The following is a 16,175-nucleotide window of genomic DNA, read 5'->3' as shown; positions in this document are numbered from 1 at the left end:
GCAAGACCTGCGACATCAAGGACCCGAACCAGAACATCAACTGGGTGCCGCCCCAAGGCGGCGAAGGCCCGGTCTATCCGAACATGTGATGTTCGGGAGGCGGGCCGCACGGATCGCCGCAAGGAATGGCGGCGAAGGTCCGGTCTATCCGAACATGTAAGGGCGCTTCCGCCCTCAGACAGCGGGCTGGCCGCGAGCGCAGCCTTCATTGCCGCCAAGTGAGAGACGTATCCATGCAAGAGCCGACTGACGTAACCAACCCCGCACTCAACCAGTGGATCGACGAGGTTCGATCCCTGTGCGAACCGGATCAGGTCCATGTCTGCGACGGCAGCGATGCGGAGTATCGACGTCTCTGCAAGACCCTTGTCGCCGCCGGCACCTTTATCCCGCTGAACGAAACGAAGCGCCCGAACTCGTTCCTCTGCCGCTCCGATCCTGGCGATGTCGCCCGGCTCGAACATCGCACTTTCGTGTGCACGGCCGACCGGGACGACGCGGGCCCGACCAACAATTGGGCCGATCCGGCCAGCATGCGCGCCGATCTTTCGCAGCTGTTCAAAGGATCGATGCGCGGGCGGACCATGTATGTGATCCCGTTCTCCATGGGGGAGTCCGGCTCGAAGCTGGCGATGATCGGGGTCCAGATCACCGATTCCGCCTATGTGGCCGTCAGCATGAAGCTGATGGCGCATATCGGTCTGCCTGTCCTTCGCGCGCTTGGCGCGGGCGAATTCGTGCGCTGCCTGCACTCGGTCGGGGCGCCGCTTGCACCTGGCGATCGCGATGTGCCGTGGCCCTGCAACGCGGAGCACAAATACATTGTCAGCTTCCAGGACGATGGCTCGATCGCATCCTTCGGTTCCGGCTACGGCGGCAATGCGCTTCTTGGCAAGAAGTGCCTGGCGCTGCGGACCGCCTCGCTGAAGGGGCGAAAGGAAGGGTGGCTTGCCGAGCACATGCTGATCATGGGCGTGGAGGATCCCGCAGGCAGAACCACCTATGTCGCCGCTGCCTTTCCATCTGCCTGCGGCAAGACCAATTTCGCCATGCTTCTGCCGCCCGAGGGTTTTGCGGGATGGAAGGTCAAGACGGTCGGCGACGACATCGCCTGGATCCGGCCGGATGCGGACGGCAAGCTGCGGGCCATCAATCCGGAAACAGGCTTCTTCGGGGTTGCTCCGGGCACCAACGAGAAGACCAATCCCAACATGATGGCGGCGATTGCGCGCGATACCATCTTCACCAATTGCGCGCTCACGCCCGATGGCGACGTCTGGTGGGAGGGGTTGACGGAGGAGGCGCCGCCGGCGCTGGTGGATTGGCGCGGGCTCGACTGGACGCCTGAGGCCGGTCGCCCGGCTGCGCATCCGAATGCCCGCTTCACCGTTTCGCGCGACCGCTGCCCGAGCGTGGATCCATCGGCCGCGGACCCCGCCGGGGTGCCGATCTCGGCCTTCGTCTTTGGCGGGCGGCTCTCCCACACCTTTCCGCTCGTTTTTGAGGCAAGGGACTGGCGCGAGGGCGTCTACTGGGCGGCAACGCTCGGGTCCGAAGCGACGGCGGCGGCCGAAAACCAGGCCGCCACCCGGCGCGATCCCTTCGCGATGCTGCCCTTCTGCGGCTACAACATGGCCGACTACTTTGCCCATTGGCTGTCTCTCGGCGACCGGCTTGTGAACACGCCGGCGATCTTCCGCGTCAACTGGTTCCGGCGCGACGCGGACGGCGCATTTCTCTGGCCGGGCTTCCGGCAAAACATGCGCGTGCTCAAATGGATCGTTGAGAGGACGGAGAACACCGGCGGCGGAGACGCGTCGTCGATCGGCCTTGTGCCGGGCTACGACGACCTCGACTGGGATGGCCTCGACTGCGACCGCCAAACCTTCGACGCGCTGATGAAGATCGATCCGGCCGAAGTCGCCAAGGAGCTGCAAAGCCACGACGCCTTGCTGCAGTCCTTCGGCCAACGATTGCCGCCAGAGCTTTCCGCGACTAGGCGCGCCTTGCTCGATGGACTGGATGGGGCGTCGGATCGAGCCTGAGTGCTTTGGCTCTGCCCGTTAGTCGGCGCTGCCGGGTGCTCAGCCGTCGAGCAGCGCCACATATTCGGGGTGTTTGGCGGCAAAGGCGGCCATGAAGGGACACTTGGCAATGACGCGGGCGTTTTGTGCGCGAAGAATGTCGAAGACGCCGGTTGCAAGCCGGGTGCCGATCCCTTGCCCCGACAGGGCGTGCGGCACTTCCGTGTGCGTGAGAACGACCCGGCCATCCTCCAGCCGATAGTAGGCAACGGCGATCTCGTCGCCGATCGGCAGTTCAAACCGAGACGCCTGAGTGTTGTCGACGACTTGTTCGACCAATTCGATGCCTACCTTCCCACAACCGTTATCTGCTGCCGTGGCTGTGCCCTGGACTATAGGAGGAACGATCCATCCGCGCGACCACTCTGTCGCGCGAATGCGCAGTTCTACGGTCTCAGAGCGCCCGGCCGCCATCTACCTGGATGATGTGGCCGGTTGAGAAACCGAGCAGCGTTGCGCTCGCCAGGATGGCGGCGGCGATGTCGTCGACTTCGCCGATGCGGCCGAGCGGGGTCGAGGCCGCGACCTTCTCGTTGAAGTCCGAGCCGCGCCCGGGAACGAATTGCGTGTCGACGACACCAGGAGAAATCGCAAGCACCCGGATCTCCGGGGCGAGAACGCGGGCGAGCGCCTTGGTCATCACGTCGATGCCGGCCTTGGCGGCGCAGTAGGCGATGTTCGAGCCGACGCCGGTGAAGGCGGCGATCGACGAGATGGAGACGACGAGCCCGTCGCCGGACTTCTTCAGAAGCGGAGCGAAGGCGCGGATCGCTGCGAACTGGCTGCGCCAGTTCACCTTGAAAATGTCGTCGATCAGCTCATCCGTCAGCGCGTCGAGATCCCGGTGGGCGATGGGCTTGGTGAAGCCTGCGGCATTGACCAGCACATCGAGCTTGCCGAATTTCTGTTCGATGGTGCGGGCAAGGTCGCCAAGGGCGCTGGAATTCGTGATGTCGACAGCATATCGGGCATGACGTTCTGCGTTCGCAAGCGAAGAAATTACCGCGTCCGCGCTTGTGGCCCCCTGTTCGCCCGGCATGTGGGTGACGAGCACGGTCGCTCCGGCGTCTGCAAACAGCCGCCCTGTCGCCGCGCCGATCGCGCCGTTTCCGCCGATGACGAGAACTGTCTTTCCAACCAAGGACCGCGGATACGCCATAAGTTCCTCCCTCTTGACGTGATGTCTTTCGACCGGCGGAAGCGTCCGCCCGGCAATTTGACGATTGATCGATGCGACCTTAAGGCAATCGATTGCATGAAACAATAGGCAAACGATTGCATGAATGCGGCTGACGAACGCCCGCACAGGGAGGTTCGCAGGGGAAGGCGGTTCGAGAGGCGACCGAAGCCGCCGAACCCTGATGAATTTTCGGCTAGGGGACTGTCAGCGCTTCGGCGCTGCCACCGGGCCGGTGCTTTCGCGCTCCAGCAGTTCCACCGGCAGCACGGTCTCGAGCGGGATGTCGTCGTCCGCGCCGGCGTGCATCAGCCGCAGCAGGATCGATGCGGCGGTGATGCCCGCATCATATTGTTGAATGCGGACGGTCGTGAGCCTCGGACGCGCCAGTTGCAGGAACGGCATGTCGTTGAAGCCGCTGACGGAAATGTCCGACGGACAGTCGAGGCCGTTTTCCCGCAAGACGTCGATGCAGCCAAGCGCAAGGCGGTCGTTTGCACAGAGCACGGCGGTGAAATTGTGTCCGGATGCCAGCAGCTCGCGCGTGCAGCGGGCGCCTTCGTCCTCGTCAAAGCGCATGGCGGTGACGATGAGCTGCGGGTCTATGTCGATCGACATTCTCTCGGCGGCATTGCGAAAGGCGGCCAGGCGCAATTGCCCGGTCGACAGATCCTGCGGTCCGGCGAGATGCGCGATCCGCCGATGGCCGAGCTTGGTCAAGTGACGCAGCATTTCGCAGATGCCCATGTCCTCGTCATTGATGACATAGGGGATGTTCGAATTCTCGACGCGCCGGTTCAGCGTTACCACCGACAGGCCGTCCTGGGCGGCCTTGGCGATCGAGGGGTCGCTTCTGAGCACCGCCGCATGGATGAGGCCGTCGACACCGCGATCGCGCAACACTTCGAGAAGGCGAACCTCGCGCTCGCGCTCGCTGTCGGTATTGACGATGATCGACGCATAGCCGAGCGGTTCGAGAACGCTTTCGATCCCTCGGAGGATCGGCGGGAAAATCGGATTGGTGATATCCGGAATGACGACGCCGACCGTCATCGTGCGGTTGGTGCGAAGCCCGAAGGCGATGCGGTTGGGACGATAGTCCAGGCGTTCGGCTGCCGCCTGGATCTTCGCCACGACCTCTGGCGTGATGCTCTTCCGCTCGGTCGGGTCAAGGGCGCGCGATACGGTCGACACATGGACGCCGGTCGCGCGCGCAATGTCCTTCAGCGTGGTTCGTTTCTTCTGCATGTGTCACCTCTCGCCTCCATTTAAAATCTTGCAAGAGGTTTTGCAATCGTTCGCATAGATGCTTGACAAAGCGCAAACGCTGCGCATAATCGCCGATGTGCAATCGTTTGCATATTCAGTTTGCGGCAGGGCAGTTGAGGAGCTGGCCTGCTGTCGATCGAACAGTGCGCAAGTGACGTCCGGTGTGGCCGGGCGATTTGTTTTTCGCTTTAATGCAAACGATTGCGCGCAAATGTCTGGGAGGAGACAAAATGGGAATCAATCGGCTGATCGCGGCAGCAACCATCAGTGTGCTTTCGGCAAGCACCGTTGCGAGCGCTGCGGAAACAATAAGGATCGGCGCATCGCTGCCGATCACCGGTGGCCTTTCGGTCAGCGGCGAGAAACATAAGCGGGGCTACGAGCTCTGCAACAAGCTCATCAATGAAGCGGGCGGTATTCTCGGCAAGCAGGTGGAGCTGATCGTCAGTGACAATCGCTCCGATCCCGCGACGGCGATCAACCAGTACGAACGCTTCATCAATGTCGACAAGGTCGATGCCGTCTACGGCACCTTCTCGAGCCGCCTGACCTTTCCGGTCGGCAACGTTCTGTCCAAGTACAACATGGTTCACCCGGTTCCCTCGGGCGGGGCGCTGCGGATCTATGCCCAGGGCTACAAGAACCTCTTCTATTTCCAGGTCAACGCCGCCGAGTACACCGGCAAGGACGTGATCGGTCTCCTGAAGGAGATCAAGGATCCGGCGGATGCGCCGAAGACCGTCGCCGTCGTCCATGCCGACGACTTCTTCGCCAATGCGATTGCCACGGGCCTTCTCGGCCAGAAGGTGATCGATCCGGCGAACGACAAGGAAATCGCCGACCTCGCGCCCGGTTACTTCAAGGAAGCCGGCATCGAGGTGGTGATGGAGGAGAAGTGGCCCGAAGAAGGCTTCAACGACTGGCTGAACCTTGCCAATTCGATCAAGCGCTCCGGCGCTGAAATGATCGTCGGCCTGACGGCCTCGGCCGAAGAGGCGGTCCAGCTTATGCGCGCACTCAAGACCGTCGGCGCATCGGTAAAGCTCGTCTATCTCAGCCAGGGCGCGCAGACGGAGTTCATCGAGGGTGTCGGCAACGACGCGGCCGATGGCGTCGTCATCCACACCACCTGGCACAAGGATGTTCCGTTCAAGAGCACGCTTGCCGGAAAGCCCTTCGACAACGCCGATTTCGTCAAGGCGTTCGAAGCCGAATATGGCGTCGAGCCGGATGAGGACAGCGCCATCCCCTTCGCCGTCTGCCAGGGCATCGAGCAGGCGATGGTCGGCGCCGGCAGCACGGACAATGCCAAGATGGGCGAGTGGCTGCACGCCCGCACCAAGGAACAGCCTGTCCAGACCGTGCTCGGCGATTTCAGCTGGGACGATCTCGGCCTGCCCGTCGACAAGTCGCACATCATGACCCAGTGGCAGGACGGCAAGCTGACCTTCGTCTACCCGACCGGCCAGTTCGAGGGCATCGTGCCCTTCCGCTATCCCAAGTCTGGTTTCTGACCCTTTGCAAGGCAGGGGAGGGTGTTTCGTCCGCGAGGCGCCCTCCCGATCCACAGGCATCGACTACCCAATTTCTAGTACAAGGAGATCGCGCGGATGCTCGAGGTTAAGAACCTGTGCAAGCACTACGGCGGAATTCGCGCCGTGGACGGCGCAAGCTTCAAGGTCGAGAAAGGCTCGATCACCGCACTCATCGGCCCGAACGGCGCCGGCAAGACCACGGCCTTCAATTGCATCAGCCGCACCGTCGTCCCGACCTCGGGCGAAGTCTGGCTGGACGGGGAGCGGATCGACAATCTGCGCCCGCACAAGATCACGGCCAAGGGCCTCAGCCGGACCTTCCAGATCTCGCGCAACCTCGGCGACATGACGGTGCTGGAAAACGTAATCGTGCAGGCGCGTTGCCACGGCTTTGCCGACCTGTTCCGGCCGGCGGTCACAGCGGAAGAGCGGGACAAGGCGATGTCGATCCTCGATTTTCTCGGGATCACCCGCATCGCCTACGAGGATGGGCACAACCTGTCCTACGGCCAGAAGAAGCTCATGGATCTGGCCGCGCTGCTGATGGCCGATCCGAAGATCATCCTGCTCGACGAGCCGGCCGGCGGCGTCAACCCGACGCTGCTCGAAGAGATCGTCGGCCACATCCGGGCGCTCAACGCCAAGGGGCTGACGGTGCTGATTGTCGAACACAACATGGACCTGATCATGCGGCTTTCGCACCGCGTCGTCGTCATGGCGCACGGGCGGGTGATCTGCGACGGCACGCCCGATGTGGTGCGTCGCGATCCGCATGTGCTCGAAGCCTATCTGGGCGGCGTACTGGAAGAGGAAGCGGCCTGATGAGCGATCTCCTGCAAGTCACCAATATCACCGCCGGCTACGGCGACGGCCCGGCCATTCTCGACGGCGCGCGGCTGACGGTCGAGCCCGGCAAGGTTCACTGCATCATCGGCCCGAACGGCGCCGGCAAATCGACGCTGCTGAAGGCGATCTGCGGCATGCTGACGATCCGCAAGGGCGACGTCATTTTCAAGGGCGAGCGGCTGAACGGCCTGCGCCCCGACCAGATCCTGCGCAAGGGCATCTGTTTCGTACCGCAGGAACGGGCGCTGTTTCCGAAGATGACGGTGCGCGAAAACCTGCGCATGGGCGGATACGTGCTCGACGATGCGAAGCTTCGCGACCGTCGCATCGAGGAAATCCTCGAGCGCTTTCCGGTGCTGCGCGAGCGCGCCGACCAGCACGCCGGCACCATGTCGGGTGGCCAGCAGCAGACGCTAGCGATGGCGCGCACGCTGATCGTCAAGCCCGACATCGTCATGCTCGACGAGCCCTCTCTCGGGCTCGCGCCGAAGATCGTCCAGGAGATGTTCGACATCATGAAGATGATGTCTCAGGAGGGCGTCACCGTGCTGCTCGTCGAGCAGAACGCCATGATGGGCCTCAAGAATTCCGACTGGGGCGTTGTGCTCGACCTCGGCCGCACCCTCTTCGAGGGGCCGGCCGAGGCGGTTCTGGCGGACCCGCGCATCCAGGAACTTTACCTCGGCGGCCGCAAGGTCGCGTAGCGGAGGACACAATGACAGACATTCTTCAGATACTGATACTCGGCCTCGCGCTCGGCGGCGTAATCGCGCTGATGGGCTCCGGACTTTCGCTGGTCTTCGGCGTCATGCGCATCGTCAACCTGGCGCATCCGTCGCTGATCATCTGCGGCGCCTATGTCAGCTACTGGGCCTTCAAGCTCTGGGGCCTCGACCCGATCGCCACGCTGCCGATCGCAGCGCTGATCATGGCGGCGATCGGCGTGCTGCTCTATCGCCTGATGTTCGAAAGCCAGGCCAAAAGCGCGCGCTACTCGGAAATGACGGTGCTTTTGACCTTCGCGCTGGCGATGATCGTCGAGGGCTTCCTCGGTGCCGCCTTCACCAACACCCAGCGCGTGACCTCGCCGGATTATGCGACGGATGCCTTCTTCATCGGCAGCCTGTTCATTCCCAAAGGCCAGCTCTATGCCGGCTGCGTCTCGCTGGCGATCATCGGCGCGCTGACGCTGTTCCTCAACTACTCGCGGCTCGGCTACGCCATCCGCGCCACCACGCAGAACCGCGAGGCCGCCGAACTGCTCGGCGTCAACGTCAACCTCATCAGCATGATCGCCTTTGCGATCGGCATCGGCCTTGCGGGTGCCGCCGGTTCGCTGGTGAGCTTCGTCTTCAGCTTCTTCCCCGCCAAGCAGTGGGAATGGATCGCAATGCTGATGTCGGTCGTCGTGCTCGGCGGCATGGGCAGCGTGCTCGGCACCGTCGTCGCCGCTCTTCTGCTGTCGGTCATCGCCGCCTTCGTCGGCACCTGGGTGGGTGCCACCTGGTCGACCATGACCTTCTTTCTCGCACTCTTCGTCATCCTGCTGATCCGTCCCCAGGGCCTGTTCGGCGAAAAACCGGAGCTGGTATAATGGCCGTAAACCTACAACAAGCCGACGCGGGATCGGTGCTCGAGGCCCGTCGCATTCACAACCAGAAGCTCGCGCGCCAGCATGACCAGACCCGTGCCACGTGGTTTCCCCTGGCCGTTCTCGGTGTCCTGCTCGCCCTGCCGCTCCTGCAACTGACCGGCAACTACAATTACCTGCTGCACCTCGTGCTGTTCACCGCCTCCTATGCGGTCATGGCCAGCGGCTGGAACATCATCGGCGGCTTCGCTGGATATATCTCGCTCGGCCACGCAGTGTTCTTCGCGATCGGTGGCTACTTCTCCGGTGTGCTCCTGGCGCGATACGGCATCTCGACGCTTTTGACGGCGCCGCTCGCCGGGTTGGCGGCCGCGGCCTGCGGCTATCTCATCGGCCTCATCACGCTGAAGGTTCGTGGCCCGAGCTTCATCATCTCGTCGATCGCGCTCCTGATGATCGCCCGCATCCTGTTCGACCACTGGGAGTTCATCGGCGGCGCCAACGGCATGTCGTTGCCGGTCACCGACCTGCCGGTCGAGACCGCCAAGCTGCCCTACTACTACGCCTTCGTGCTGATGGCCGCCTTCACCGTATGGGCCACCTACCGCATCAAGCATTCCAAGTTCGGGCTTGGTCTGCGCGCGCTCTCCAAGGACGAGGTCAAGGCGGAAAGTGCGGGGATCAACACCCGCTTCTACAAGGTGCTCGCCTTTGCGCTCTCGGCCTTCTTCGTCGGCATGGCCGGTGCGGTCTGGGGTGAGTATCTCACCTATCTCCGGCCGAACATCTTCCTGATCATCCTCGTTTCGGCGAACCTGGTGCTGATGTGCATTCTCGGCGGCAAGGGCACGATTGCCGGGCCGGTCGTCGGCGCAATCCTGATCGTCGCCTTCAACGAGATCTTCGTCGCGACCCTCGGCGCATCCGAGATCAATATCCTGGCGACCGGTTTCGTCATGGTTCTCGGGCTGATGTTCTTCCCGAACGGCGTGATCGGAACGCTCGCCCGCAAGGGCAAGCTGCCCCGCGTCCTCAACTGGGATTGAGGGGGAGACGATGCTGGACTTCATCCTCTACAACGCCCCTCAATCGACATGCAGCCAACGGGTTCGATACGTTCTCAACGCCAAGGGCCTCGCCTTTGAGGAGCACAAGCTTGATCTCTTCACCGGCGACCAGCTCAAGCCGGAGTATCTGGCGATCAACCCGAACGGGGTCGTGCCCTCGCTCGTGCACCGGGGCCGCGCGGTGACCGATTCCGCCGTCATCATGGAGTACCTGGAGGACATTCTTCCAGGTGCGCTTCGGCCTGAGGACGCCTTCGGCGCGGCGAAGATGCGGGCGATGATGCGCTTCATCGACGAAGTGCCGACGCCGGCGATCCGGGTGCCGTCCTATAACCTCGCCTTCCTGCCGCACTATCAGGCGATGACGGCCGAGGAGTTCCAGGCGGTCTGCGATGCAAAACCGCTTCGCCGCGAGTTCCTGATGAAAATGGGGCGCTCCGGCTTTCCCGAGCAGGAGATGAACGAGGCGCTCGGTCGCCTCGAGCGCGGCGTTCAGCGCATGGCGACCTGGCTTTCCGACAATGGAGGGCCCTGGCTCATGGGCGAGCAGATGACGCTGGCGGACATCGCGATCATGCCGGTGATCGTGCGGATGGACGATATCGGGCTGTCCTCGATGTGGGCGGAAACGCCGGCGATCCAGGGCTGGCTCGATGCCATCCGCGCAACCGGCGCCTTCACTGAAACTTACTATTACGGGTCCTTGCTGACCGAAAAATATCCGCACCTGAAGACGGCCAAGCCGGAGCTTCGGGTCGCTGGCTCAGGCCTGTGACGCGGAAAGGAGAACTGGGATGAACAGCCATATCAGCCCCGAGGCCAAACTGATCTCCAAGGAGACCGACGTCACGCCGACGGTGCTTGCCGCCATGTCGCGCGGCGACGATCCGCGGCTCAAGCAGATCATGGACGTCATGGTCAGGCACTTGCATGCCTTCTTGCTGGAGGCACGACCGACCGAGGCGGAGTTCGAGTACGCCCTGCGCTGGATCACGGCCGTCGGCCAGGCGACCAATGAAGCACACAACGAAACCGTGCTTGCCGCCGACGTGCTCGGCGCCTCGACACTGATCGACCTGATCAACAATGACGGCATGCAGGGCGAGACGCTGTCGGCACTTCTGGGGCCGTTCTATCGCGGCGGCGCGCCGAAATGCGTGAACGGCGACTGCATCGCCCGTTCGGACACGCCGGGATCGCAGCTCTACTTCACGGGGCGGGTGACCGATCCCGCGGGCAGGCCCGTTGAAGGGGCGACGCTCGACGTCTGGCAGGCGTCCCCGGTCGGGCTCTATGAGAACCAGGACGAAACGCAGGACGACTTCAACCTGCGCGGCCGGTTCACCACGGATGGCGACGGCAACTTTCACTTCGTGTCGGTAAAGCCGGCAGGCTACCCGGTTCCGACCGACGGACCGGTCGGCGACTTGCTGCGGGCGCAGAAGCGGACGCCGATGCGCCCGGCCCATATCCACTTCATCGTTTCGGCGCCGGGCTACAAGACGCTCGTCACCCAGATCTTTTCCGACAGTCACGAAGCCCTGGTCAACGACGTGGTCTTCGGTGCGAAGCAGCAGATCGTCGGCAAGTTCTTCCGCCACGACAGCCCGGACCCGGAATTTCCGGGCGCCGAGGCGCCCTTCTACAGCTGCAACTACCATTTCAAGCTGGTGGAGGGCCAATCGGTCCTGCCGCTGCCGCCCATCTCCGGCAAGAAGGTGGCGCATCATGGCTGAGAGATCGAACGGGCCGCGCCCTGGCGTGGGAGGCATGTGATGCAGCAGAACGTCATCATCACTTGCGCCGTCACCGGCAACCTCACGACGCGGGAGAACCACCCCGGCCTCCCCGTCACGCCGGAGGAAATCGCCAATTCCTGCCTGGAAGCGGCCGATGCCGGTGCGGCGATCGCTCATATCCATGTGCGTGATCCGGTCACGGCGAAGCCTTCCATGGAGCTTAAATATTACCGCGAGGTCGTGGAGCGCATCCGGGCCAAGAACACGGCGCTGATCCTCAACGTCACGACCGGCCCCGGTGGCCGCTACCACCCGAGCGACGAGAACCCGGCGGTCGCCGGACCGCGCACGACGCTGATGCGGCCGGAAAAGCGGGTCGAGCACATCGTCGCGCTGAAACCGGATATCGCCACCCTCGACCTCAACACCATGACATTCGGATCGGAGGTGGTCATCAACACGCCGGCGAACGTCAAGATCATGGCCGACATCATCAACGAGGCAGGTTCCAAGCCGGAGCTCGAAGTGTTCGACACCGGGCACATCCAGCTCGCGCAGGATCTCTTGAAGGCCGGCGTTTTGAAGTCGCCGGCGATGTTCACGATCGTCACCGGCGTCAAATACGGCTTCCCTTCGACCACCGACGTGATGGCGACCGCGGCCCGCATGCTGCCCGGCGACGCCGTCTGGACCGGCTTCGGCGTCGGGCGAATGTCGTTCCCGATGGCGGTTCAGGCCTATCTGCTCGGCGGTCACGTCCGGGTGGGGCTGGAGGACAATTCCTACATCGCCAAGGGCGTGCTCGCCAAAGGCAATGGCGAACTGGTCGAACGGGCGAGGGACCTGATCGAGAAGCTCGGCGGCCGGATCGCCGAGCCTTCCCAGGCCCGTGAAATCCTCGGACTGCGTGCATAAGCATCGATATCTGCAAGGAGGCATAGAATGAACATTCAGGTGGACGCCAAGATCGCCCGGGCGCTGAGGGTGACGGAAAAATCCCCCGATCTCGACAATCTCAAGATCGACGTCGTCGATGTCGCGGTGCCACGGCCGGGTCCTGGACAGGTGCTGGTGGAGATCGTCGCTGCAGGGGTCAATCCCAGCGACGTGAAGGCGTCCCTCGGGCACATGCCGCACGCCGTCTGGCCGCGCACGCCGGGGCGCGATTTCGGCGGCATCGTGCGCGAAGGGCCGTCGTCGATGGTCGGCATGGAGATCTGGGGGGGCGGCGGCGAACTCGGCATCACCCAGGACGGCAGCCACGCCAAGTGGATGGTGCTCGACCAGAAGGCGGTGCGGGCCAAGCCCGCGAATTTCACCATGCAGGAAGCGGGCTCGATCGGCGTGCCGTTCATCACCGCCTTTGAGGGCCTGCGCGAGGCCGGCGGCGTGCAGCCGACGGATGTCGTGCTCGTCTGCGGCGGCAACGGCAAGGTCGGGCAGGCGGTGATCCAGCTCGCGACCATGGCGGGCGCCAAGGTCTTTGCGGTCGAGTACAACGAACAGCCGCTTCTGGCGCACACCAACGCGCCGGTCGAGATGCTGAACAGCGCCAAGGATGACGTTGCCGCGATCGTGCGCGAAAAGACCGGCGGCCATGGGGCCGACATCGTCTTCAATACGGTCGGCAGTCCCTATTTCGAGATCGCCAACAACGCGATGGCGAAGCAGGCGCGACAGGTGTTCATTTCCACCTTCGACCGCGCCGTGCCCTTCGATATCTTCAACTTCTTCCGCGGCCGCCACAAATATATCGGCATCGACACGCTGGCGCTGTCCTCGGTCGAGGGCGCGCGCATCTTCGACAAGCTGAAGCCGAAGTTCGAAGAGGGCAAGCTGAAGCCGTTCCCGATCAATCCGGCGACCGTCTATGGCTTTGCCGACGCCGCCAAGGCCTATGCCTCGGTGCTGCGCGGCACCCCCGAGCGTGTGCTGCTGGTGCCCTGAGGAGGAGGAGACGATGCAGGTGACGCGCTACGGCGAGGCCAGATCCTACGAGGCGCCGGAGCACTACGGCATGCATTGCCTGCGGTTGCAGGGAAAGGAGGCGACGGTTACCGATACGATCTGGATCGGCCTGTCGCACCTCCTGCCCGGCGGTCATACGTCGCTGAAGGACGCCGCGGTCGAGAAGATCTACATCGTCGTTGCCGGCGAAGTGACGGTCGAAACTGGCAGCGAGAGCGTCACGCTTGGCTTTCTCGACAGTTGCCGGCTGGCGCCCGGCGAGGCGCGCGCGCTGGTCAACCGCACCAATGCGCCGGCGTCCATCCTGCTCGCCATGCCGACCTGAGCGCCGCAGAACGGAGAATCTTGGATGGTTTCAACGGGTCTTTACCGGCTGGGCGCGCGTGCGCCACGCGTTCCCGCCAGCGGACGATTTTACGTCGCGCCCGGTGCCGTGGTGATCGGCGACGTGCGGCTCGACGAGGATGTCAGCATCTGGTTCAACGCCGTCTTGCGCGGCGACAACGAGCCGATCATTCTTCGGCGCGGCTGTAACGTGCAGGACGGATGCGTCGTTCATACCGATCCGGGTTACCCCGTGGAAATCGGCGAGGATGTCACCGTCGGGCACAACGCCACCATCCACGGATGCCGGATCGGCAAGGGCAGTCTCGTCGGCATGGGGGCAACGATCCTAAATGGCGCGCAGATCGGAGAGAGATGCCTGATCGGCGCCGGCGCCTTGGTGCGGGAGAACATGGTCGTCCCGGATGGCTCGCTGGTCCTCGGGGTGCCCGCCCAGATCGTCCGCACGCTCGACGCGAAAGTGGCCGAGGGCTTGTCGACCGGGGCGCAGCGATATCGCGCGAAGGCGCAGAGCTACCCTGGGGATCTTCAACCGGTATCCGTCGGGCAAGCAACGCCTGACGCAGACGAAGGCAATGACATCATGCGGGAGGATATGCATGACGCAGAATGAGAACCGACTGGTCAGTGTCGTCGAACACTGGCTCCCGCGCATGGAGGTGGCCGGGATCCCGTCGGCAACGGCACGCGCCGTCATCGAGCGCGCCGGCGTCTGGCAGAACTGGCTTGCCACCTGGAGCGAGGAAGGCGAGCGTCACGCGGAACTCGGCGCTGCGGCTCTTGCTGCCGGCCGCAACGTGACCGCCGGCGAGGCCTATGCCCGCGCCAGCCTCTTCTATCATTTCGGACAGTTCATGGCTTTCGAGGACCTTGAGGCAAAGGCGAGGGCGGCCGCGCGAAAGGTGGAACTCTACCGTGTCGCAGCGCCACTGCTCGATCCTCCCGGCGAGATGGTCGCCATCCCCTTCGAAGACGGAGAACTTCGGGCCGTTCTTCGCGTGCCGAGCGGAGACGGCAGGCACCCGCTGGCGCTGATCATCCCTGGCTCGGATTCGACCAAGGAGGAATTTCCGGCCTTCGAGCGGCATTTTCATGCCCGCGGCGTTGCGACCCTGTCGCTCGACGGCCCCGGCCAGGGCGAGGGCCGTTCGATGGGTGCGTTGCGTCCGGATATCGGCCCGGCCGTCGAGGCGGCGCTCCGGTCGGTGGCGGCGCATCCGCGCCTGTCGGGCAAGGTCGCGCTCGTCGGCATGGCCTTCGGCGGCTTTCTCGCGCTACGCGCCGCCGCGTCCGTGCAGAAGCTTGCCGGTGTCGTCTCCATCAACGGCTTCTTCGATCTCGGCGGTTTCTGGGATGCGCTGCCGCAGGTCTATCGCGACAACATGCGCTTCTCGCTCGGGGGCGCGGACGTTCGCGAACGGGCCGACCGCTTCACCCTGGCGCGCTGCCCGCCGCCGACCATCCCGGCCCTCATCCTTCACGGCGGACGCGACAAGATTTTTCCACCCTCCGAGGCGGTAAAATGCGCGGATATCTGCGGGCGCGGCGCCGAACTGCACGTCTTCGAGGATGGCAACCACGTCTGCAACAACATCCCCTGGCTCTATCGCCCGCTTGTCGCCGACTGGGTGGCGGAGCGACTGGGCGCGTGACCGCCAAGGGCGGCGTTACGCGTCCGGCAAGGTGAAGACGGCGCACGGCGCTGCGATGCCGCGCAAACCGTGCTCGCCGAGTGGCAGCAGCGGCATCGACATGGCCCCAGCGACGGCACCCGAAATCAGCACGGAGCGGCCGAGCGGCCGGCACAGGCCCTCCAGCCGGCTGACGAGATTGACCGCCGGGCCGATCGCGGTGAAGTCGAGCCTGTCGGCAGCGCCGATATTGCCCCAGAGAATGTCGCCGAGGTGCAGGGCCACCCCGAAGGAGAGCGGCGGCAGCCCCTCGGCCTGCCGTGTCTCGTCGAGATGCGCCATGCCGGCGCGTGCGGCGGTGACCGCGCGCAGCGCCGCATCGCAGGCTTCGCCCGGCGAACCGCTCACCGGAAAGATCGCCAGGACGCCGTCGCCGATGAATTTCAGCACCTCGCCACCAAAGGCATGGATCGCGCCGGCGAGGCGATCGAACCAGGCGTCGAGGGCGGCGATCACCACGGCCGGTTCCGATGTCTCGGACAGCGCCGTGAAGTTGCGCAAATCGGCATAGAGCAGGGCCGCCCGAATGGTTTCGCCGGTGCCGCGGGTGAGCGCCCCGGCGCGGACGCGGGCGGCACTGCGGCGGCCGAGATAGGCGTCGAGCAGAGCGGTCAGCGCTGCTCGCTCGGCAAGAACCGCCAGGGGCGCGACGGCAAAGCGTTCGACCTCATGAAGCCGCGCCGTCTCTTCCCGGTCGAACGGGCGGGTCCCGGCCCAACTGAGGGGCGCGTGTTCCGTTCCCAGTTTGGCCGATGGTTGCAGCATTGGTCCGAACCCGGCCAGCCACTCTTCACCCGCCCGGTCGGAGACGGCGCCGGCAAAGCCCAGGCTCTCGATCACCACGCCGCTCTCGGCCCGCCACA

General features: G+C 64.1%; 18 protein-coding genes. 14 read left to right on the top strand and 4 right to left on the bottom strand.

Going from position 1 to position 16,175, the window contains the following annotated elements:
• Both L981_RS33570 and L981_RS02220 read left to right on the top strand, forming a co-directional pair.
• A partial coding sequence (locus L981_RS33570) for a 4Fe-4S dicluster domain-containing protein (RefSeq protein ID WP_156133942.1) occupies positions 1-89 on the top strand: 89 nt, incomplete at its 5' end.
• A gap of 36 nt (positions 90-125) precedes the next feature.
• On the top strand, positions 126-2,045 hold the full coding sequence (locus tag L981_RS02220; RefSeq protein ID WP_256364270.1) for a phosphoenolpyruvate carboxykinase (GTP): 1,920 nt from the start codon (positions 126-128) through the stop codon (positions 2,043-2,045).
• Positions 2,046-2,084: 39 nt separating this feature from the next.
• On the opposite strand, the gene L981_RS02215 is transcribed toward L981_RS02220, so the two are convergent.
• The 3 genes from L981_RS02215 to L981_RS02205 form a co-directional block, all read right to left on the bottom strand.
• Positions 2,085-2,363, bottom strand: a complete 279-nt coding sequence (locus tag L981_RS02215) for a GNAT family N-acetyltransferase (RefSeq protein WP_245281556.1) — start codon at positions 2,361-2,363, stop codon at positions 2,085-2,087.
• 115 nt (positions 2,364-2,478) lie between these two features.
• Positions 2,479-3,243, bottom strand: a complete 765-nt coding sequence (locus tag L981_RS02210; protein ID WP_043611335.1) for an SDR family NAD(P)-dependent oxidoreductase — start codon at positions 3,241-3,243, stop codon at positions 2,479-2,481.
• A gap of 225 nt (positions 3,244-3,468) precedes the next feature.
• Positions 3,469-4,509, bottom strand: coding sequence for a LacI family DNA-binding transcriptional regulator (locus L981_RS02205; protein WP_043611334.1), 1,041 nt, complete (start codon positions 4,507-4,509; stop codon positions 3,469-3,471).
• Positions 4,510-4,760: 251 nt separating this feature from the next.
• Here L981_RS02205 and L981_RS02200 point away from each other — a divergent pair, with 251 nt between their 5' ends.
• The 12 genes from L981_RS02200 (at position 4,761) to L981_RS02145 (ending at position 15,273) form a co-directional block, all read left to right on the top strand.
• On the top strand, positions 4,761-6,044 hold the full coding sequence (locus L981_RS02200) for an amino acid ABC transporter substrate-binding protein (RefSeq protein WP_043611333.1): 1,284 nt from the start codon (positions 4,761-4,763) through the stop codon (positions 6,042-6,044).
• 96 nt (positions 6,045-6,140) lie between these two features.
• The gene (locus L981_RS02195; protein ID WP_043611331.1) at positions 6,141-6,887 is read left to right on the top strand and encodes an ABC transporter ATP-binding protein; all 747 of its coding nucleotides are present in this window, start codon (positions 6,141-6,143) and stop codon (positions 6,885-6,887) included.
• Positions 6,887-7,615 carry an ABC transporter ATP-binding protein gene (locus L981_RS02190; RefSeq protein WP_043611329.1) on the top strand — a complete coding sequence of 243 codons (729 nt, stop codon included), beginning with the start codon at positions 6,887-6,889 and terminating at the stop codon, positions 7,613-7,615. The genes L981_RS02195 and L981_RS02190 overlap by 1 nt, the downstream gene beginning before the upstream one ends.
• A gap of 11 nt (positions 7,616-7,626) precedes the next feature.
• Positions 7,627-8,505 (top strand): branched-chain amino acid ABC transporter permease, encoded by an 879-nt coding sequence (locus L981_RS02185; protein ID WP_043611327.1) that lies wholly within the window; start codon positions 7,627-7,629, stop codon positions 8,503-8,505.
• Positions 8,505-9,548, top strand: a complete 1,044-nt coding sequence (locus L981_RS02180; protein WP_043611325.1) for a branched-chain amino acid ABC transporter permease — start codon at positions 8,505-8,507, stop codon at positions 9,546-9,548. Before L981_RS02185 ends, L981_RS02180 begins: the two co-directional genes overlap by 1 nt.
• 10 nt (positions 9,549-9,558) lie before the next feature.
• Positions 9,559-10,344 (top strand): glutathione S-transferase family protein, encoded by a 786-nt coding sequence (locus tag L981_RS02175; RefSeq protein WP_052201539.1) that lies wholly within the window; start codon positions 9,559-9,561, stop codon positions 10,342-10,344.
• A gap of 19 nt (positions 10,345-10,363) precedes the next feature.
• The gene (locus tag L981_RS02170; protein WP_082005856.1) at positions 10,364-11,305 is read left to right on the top strand and encodes a dioxygenase; all 942 of its coding nucleotides are present in this window, start codon (positions 10,364-10,366) and stop codon (positions 11,303-11,305) included.
• A 39-nt stretch (positions 11,306-11,344) separates the two neighbouring features.
• Positions 11,345-12,223: a 3-keto-5-aminohexanoate cleavage protein gene (locus tag L981_RS02165; protein ID WP_043611322.1), complete on the top strand. Its 879-nt coding sequence runs from the start codon at positions 11,345-11,347 to the stop codon at positions 12,221-12,223.
• A gap of 27 nt (positions 12,224-12,250) precedes the next feature.
• A complete protein-coding gene (locus L981_RS02160) occupies positions 12,251-13,255 on the top strand; it encodes a zinc-binding alcohol dehydrogenase family protein (RefSeq protein WP_052201538.1) in 1,005 nt (334 codons plus the stop codon).
• A gap of 13 nt (positions 13,256-13,268) precedes the next feature.
• Positions 13,269-13,601, top strand: coding sequence for a cupin domain-containing protein (locus tag L981_RS02155; protein ID WP_043611321.1), 333 nt, complete (start codon positions 13,269-13,271; stop codon positions 13,599-13,601).
• Positions 13,602-13,625: 24 nt separating this feature from the next.
• A complete protein-coding gene (locus tag L981_RS02150; RefSeq protein ID WP_082005855.1) occupies positions 13,626-14,234 on the top strand; it encodes a gamma carbonic anhydrase family protein in 609 nt (202 codons plus the stop codon).
• A complete protein-coding gene (locus tag L981_RS02145; protein WP_043611319.1) occupies positions 14,221-15,273 on the top strand; it encodes a S9 family peptidase in 1,053 nt (350 codons plus the stop codon). The genes L981_RS02150 and L981_RS02145 overlap by 14 nt, the downstream gene beginning before the upstream one ends.
• Positions 15,274-15,288: 15 nt before the next feature.
• On the opposite strand, the gene L981_RS02140 is transcribed toward L981_RS02145, so the two are convergent.
• A partial coding sequence (locus L981_RS02140) for an adenylate/guanylate cyclase domain-containing protein (protein ID WP_043611317.1) occupies positions 15,289-16,175 on the bottom strand: 887 nt, incomplete at its 5' end.

It is taken from the genome of Ensifer sp. ZNC0028, assembly GCF_000799055.1.
GTDB lineage: Bacteria > Pseudomonadota > Alphaproteobacteria > Rhizobiales > Rhizobiaceae > Ensifer.
This window is presented reverse-complemented; position numbering and strand designations above follow the sequence as displayed.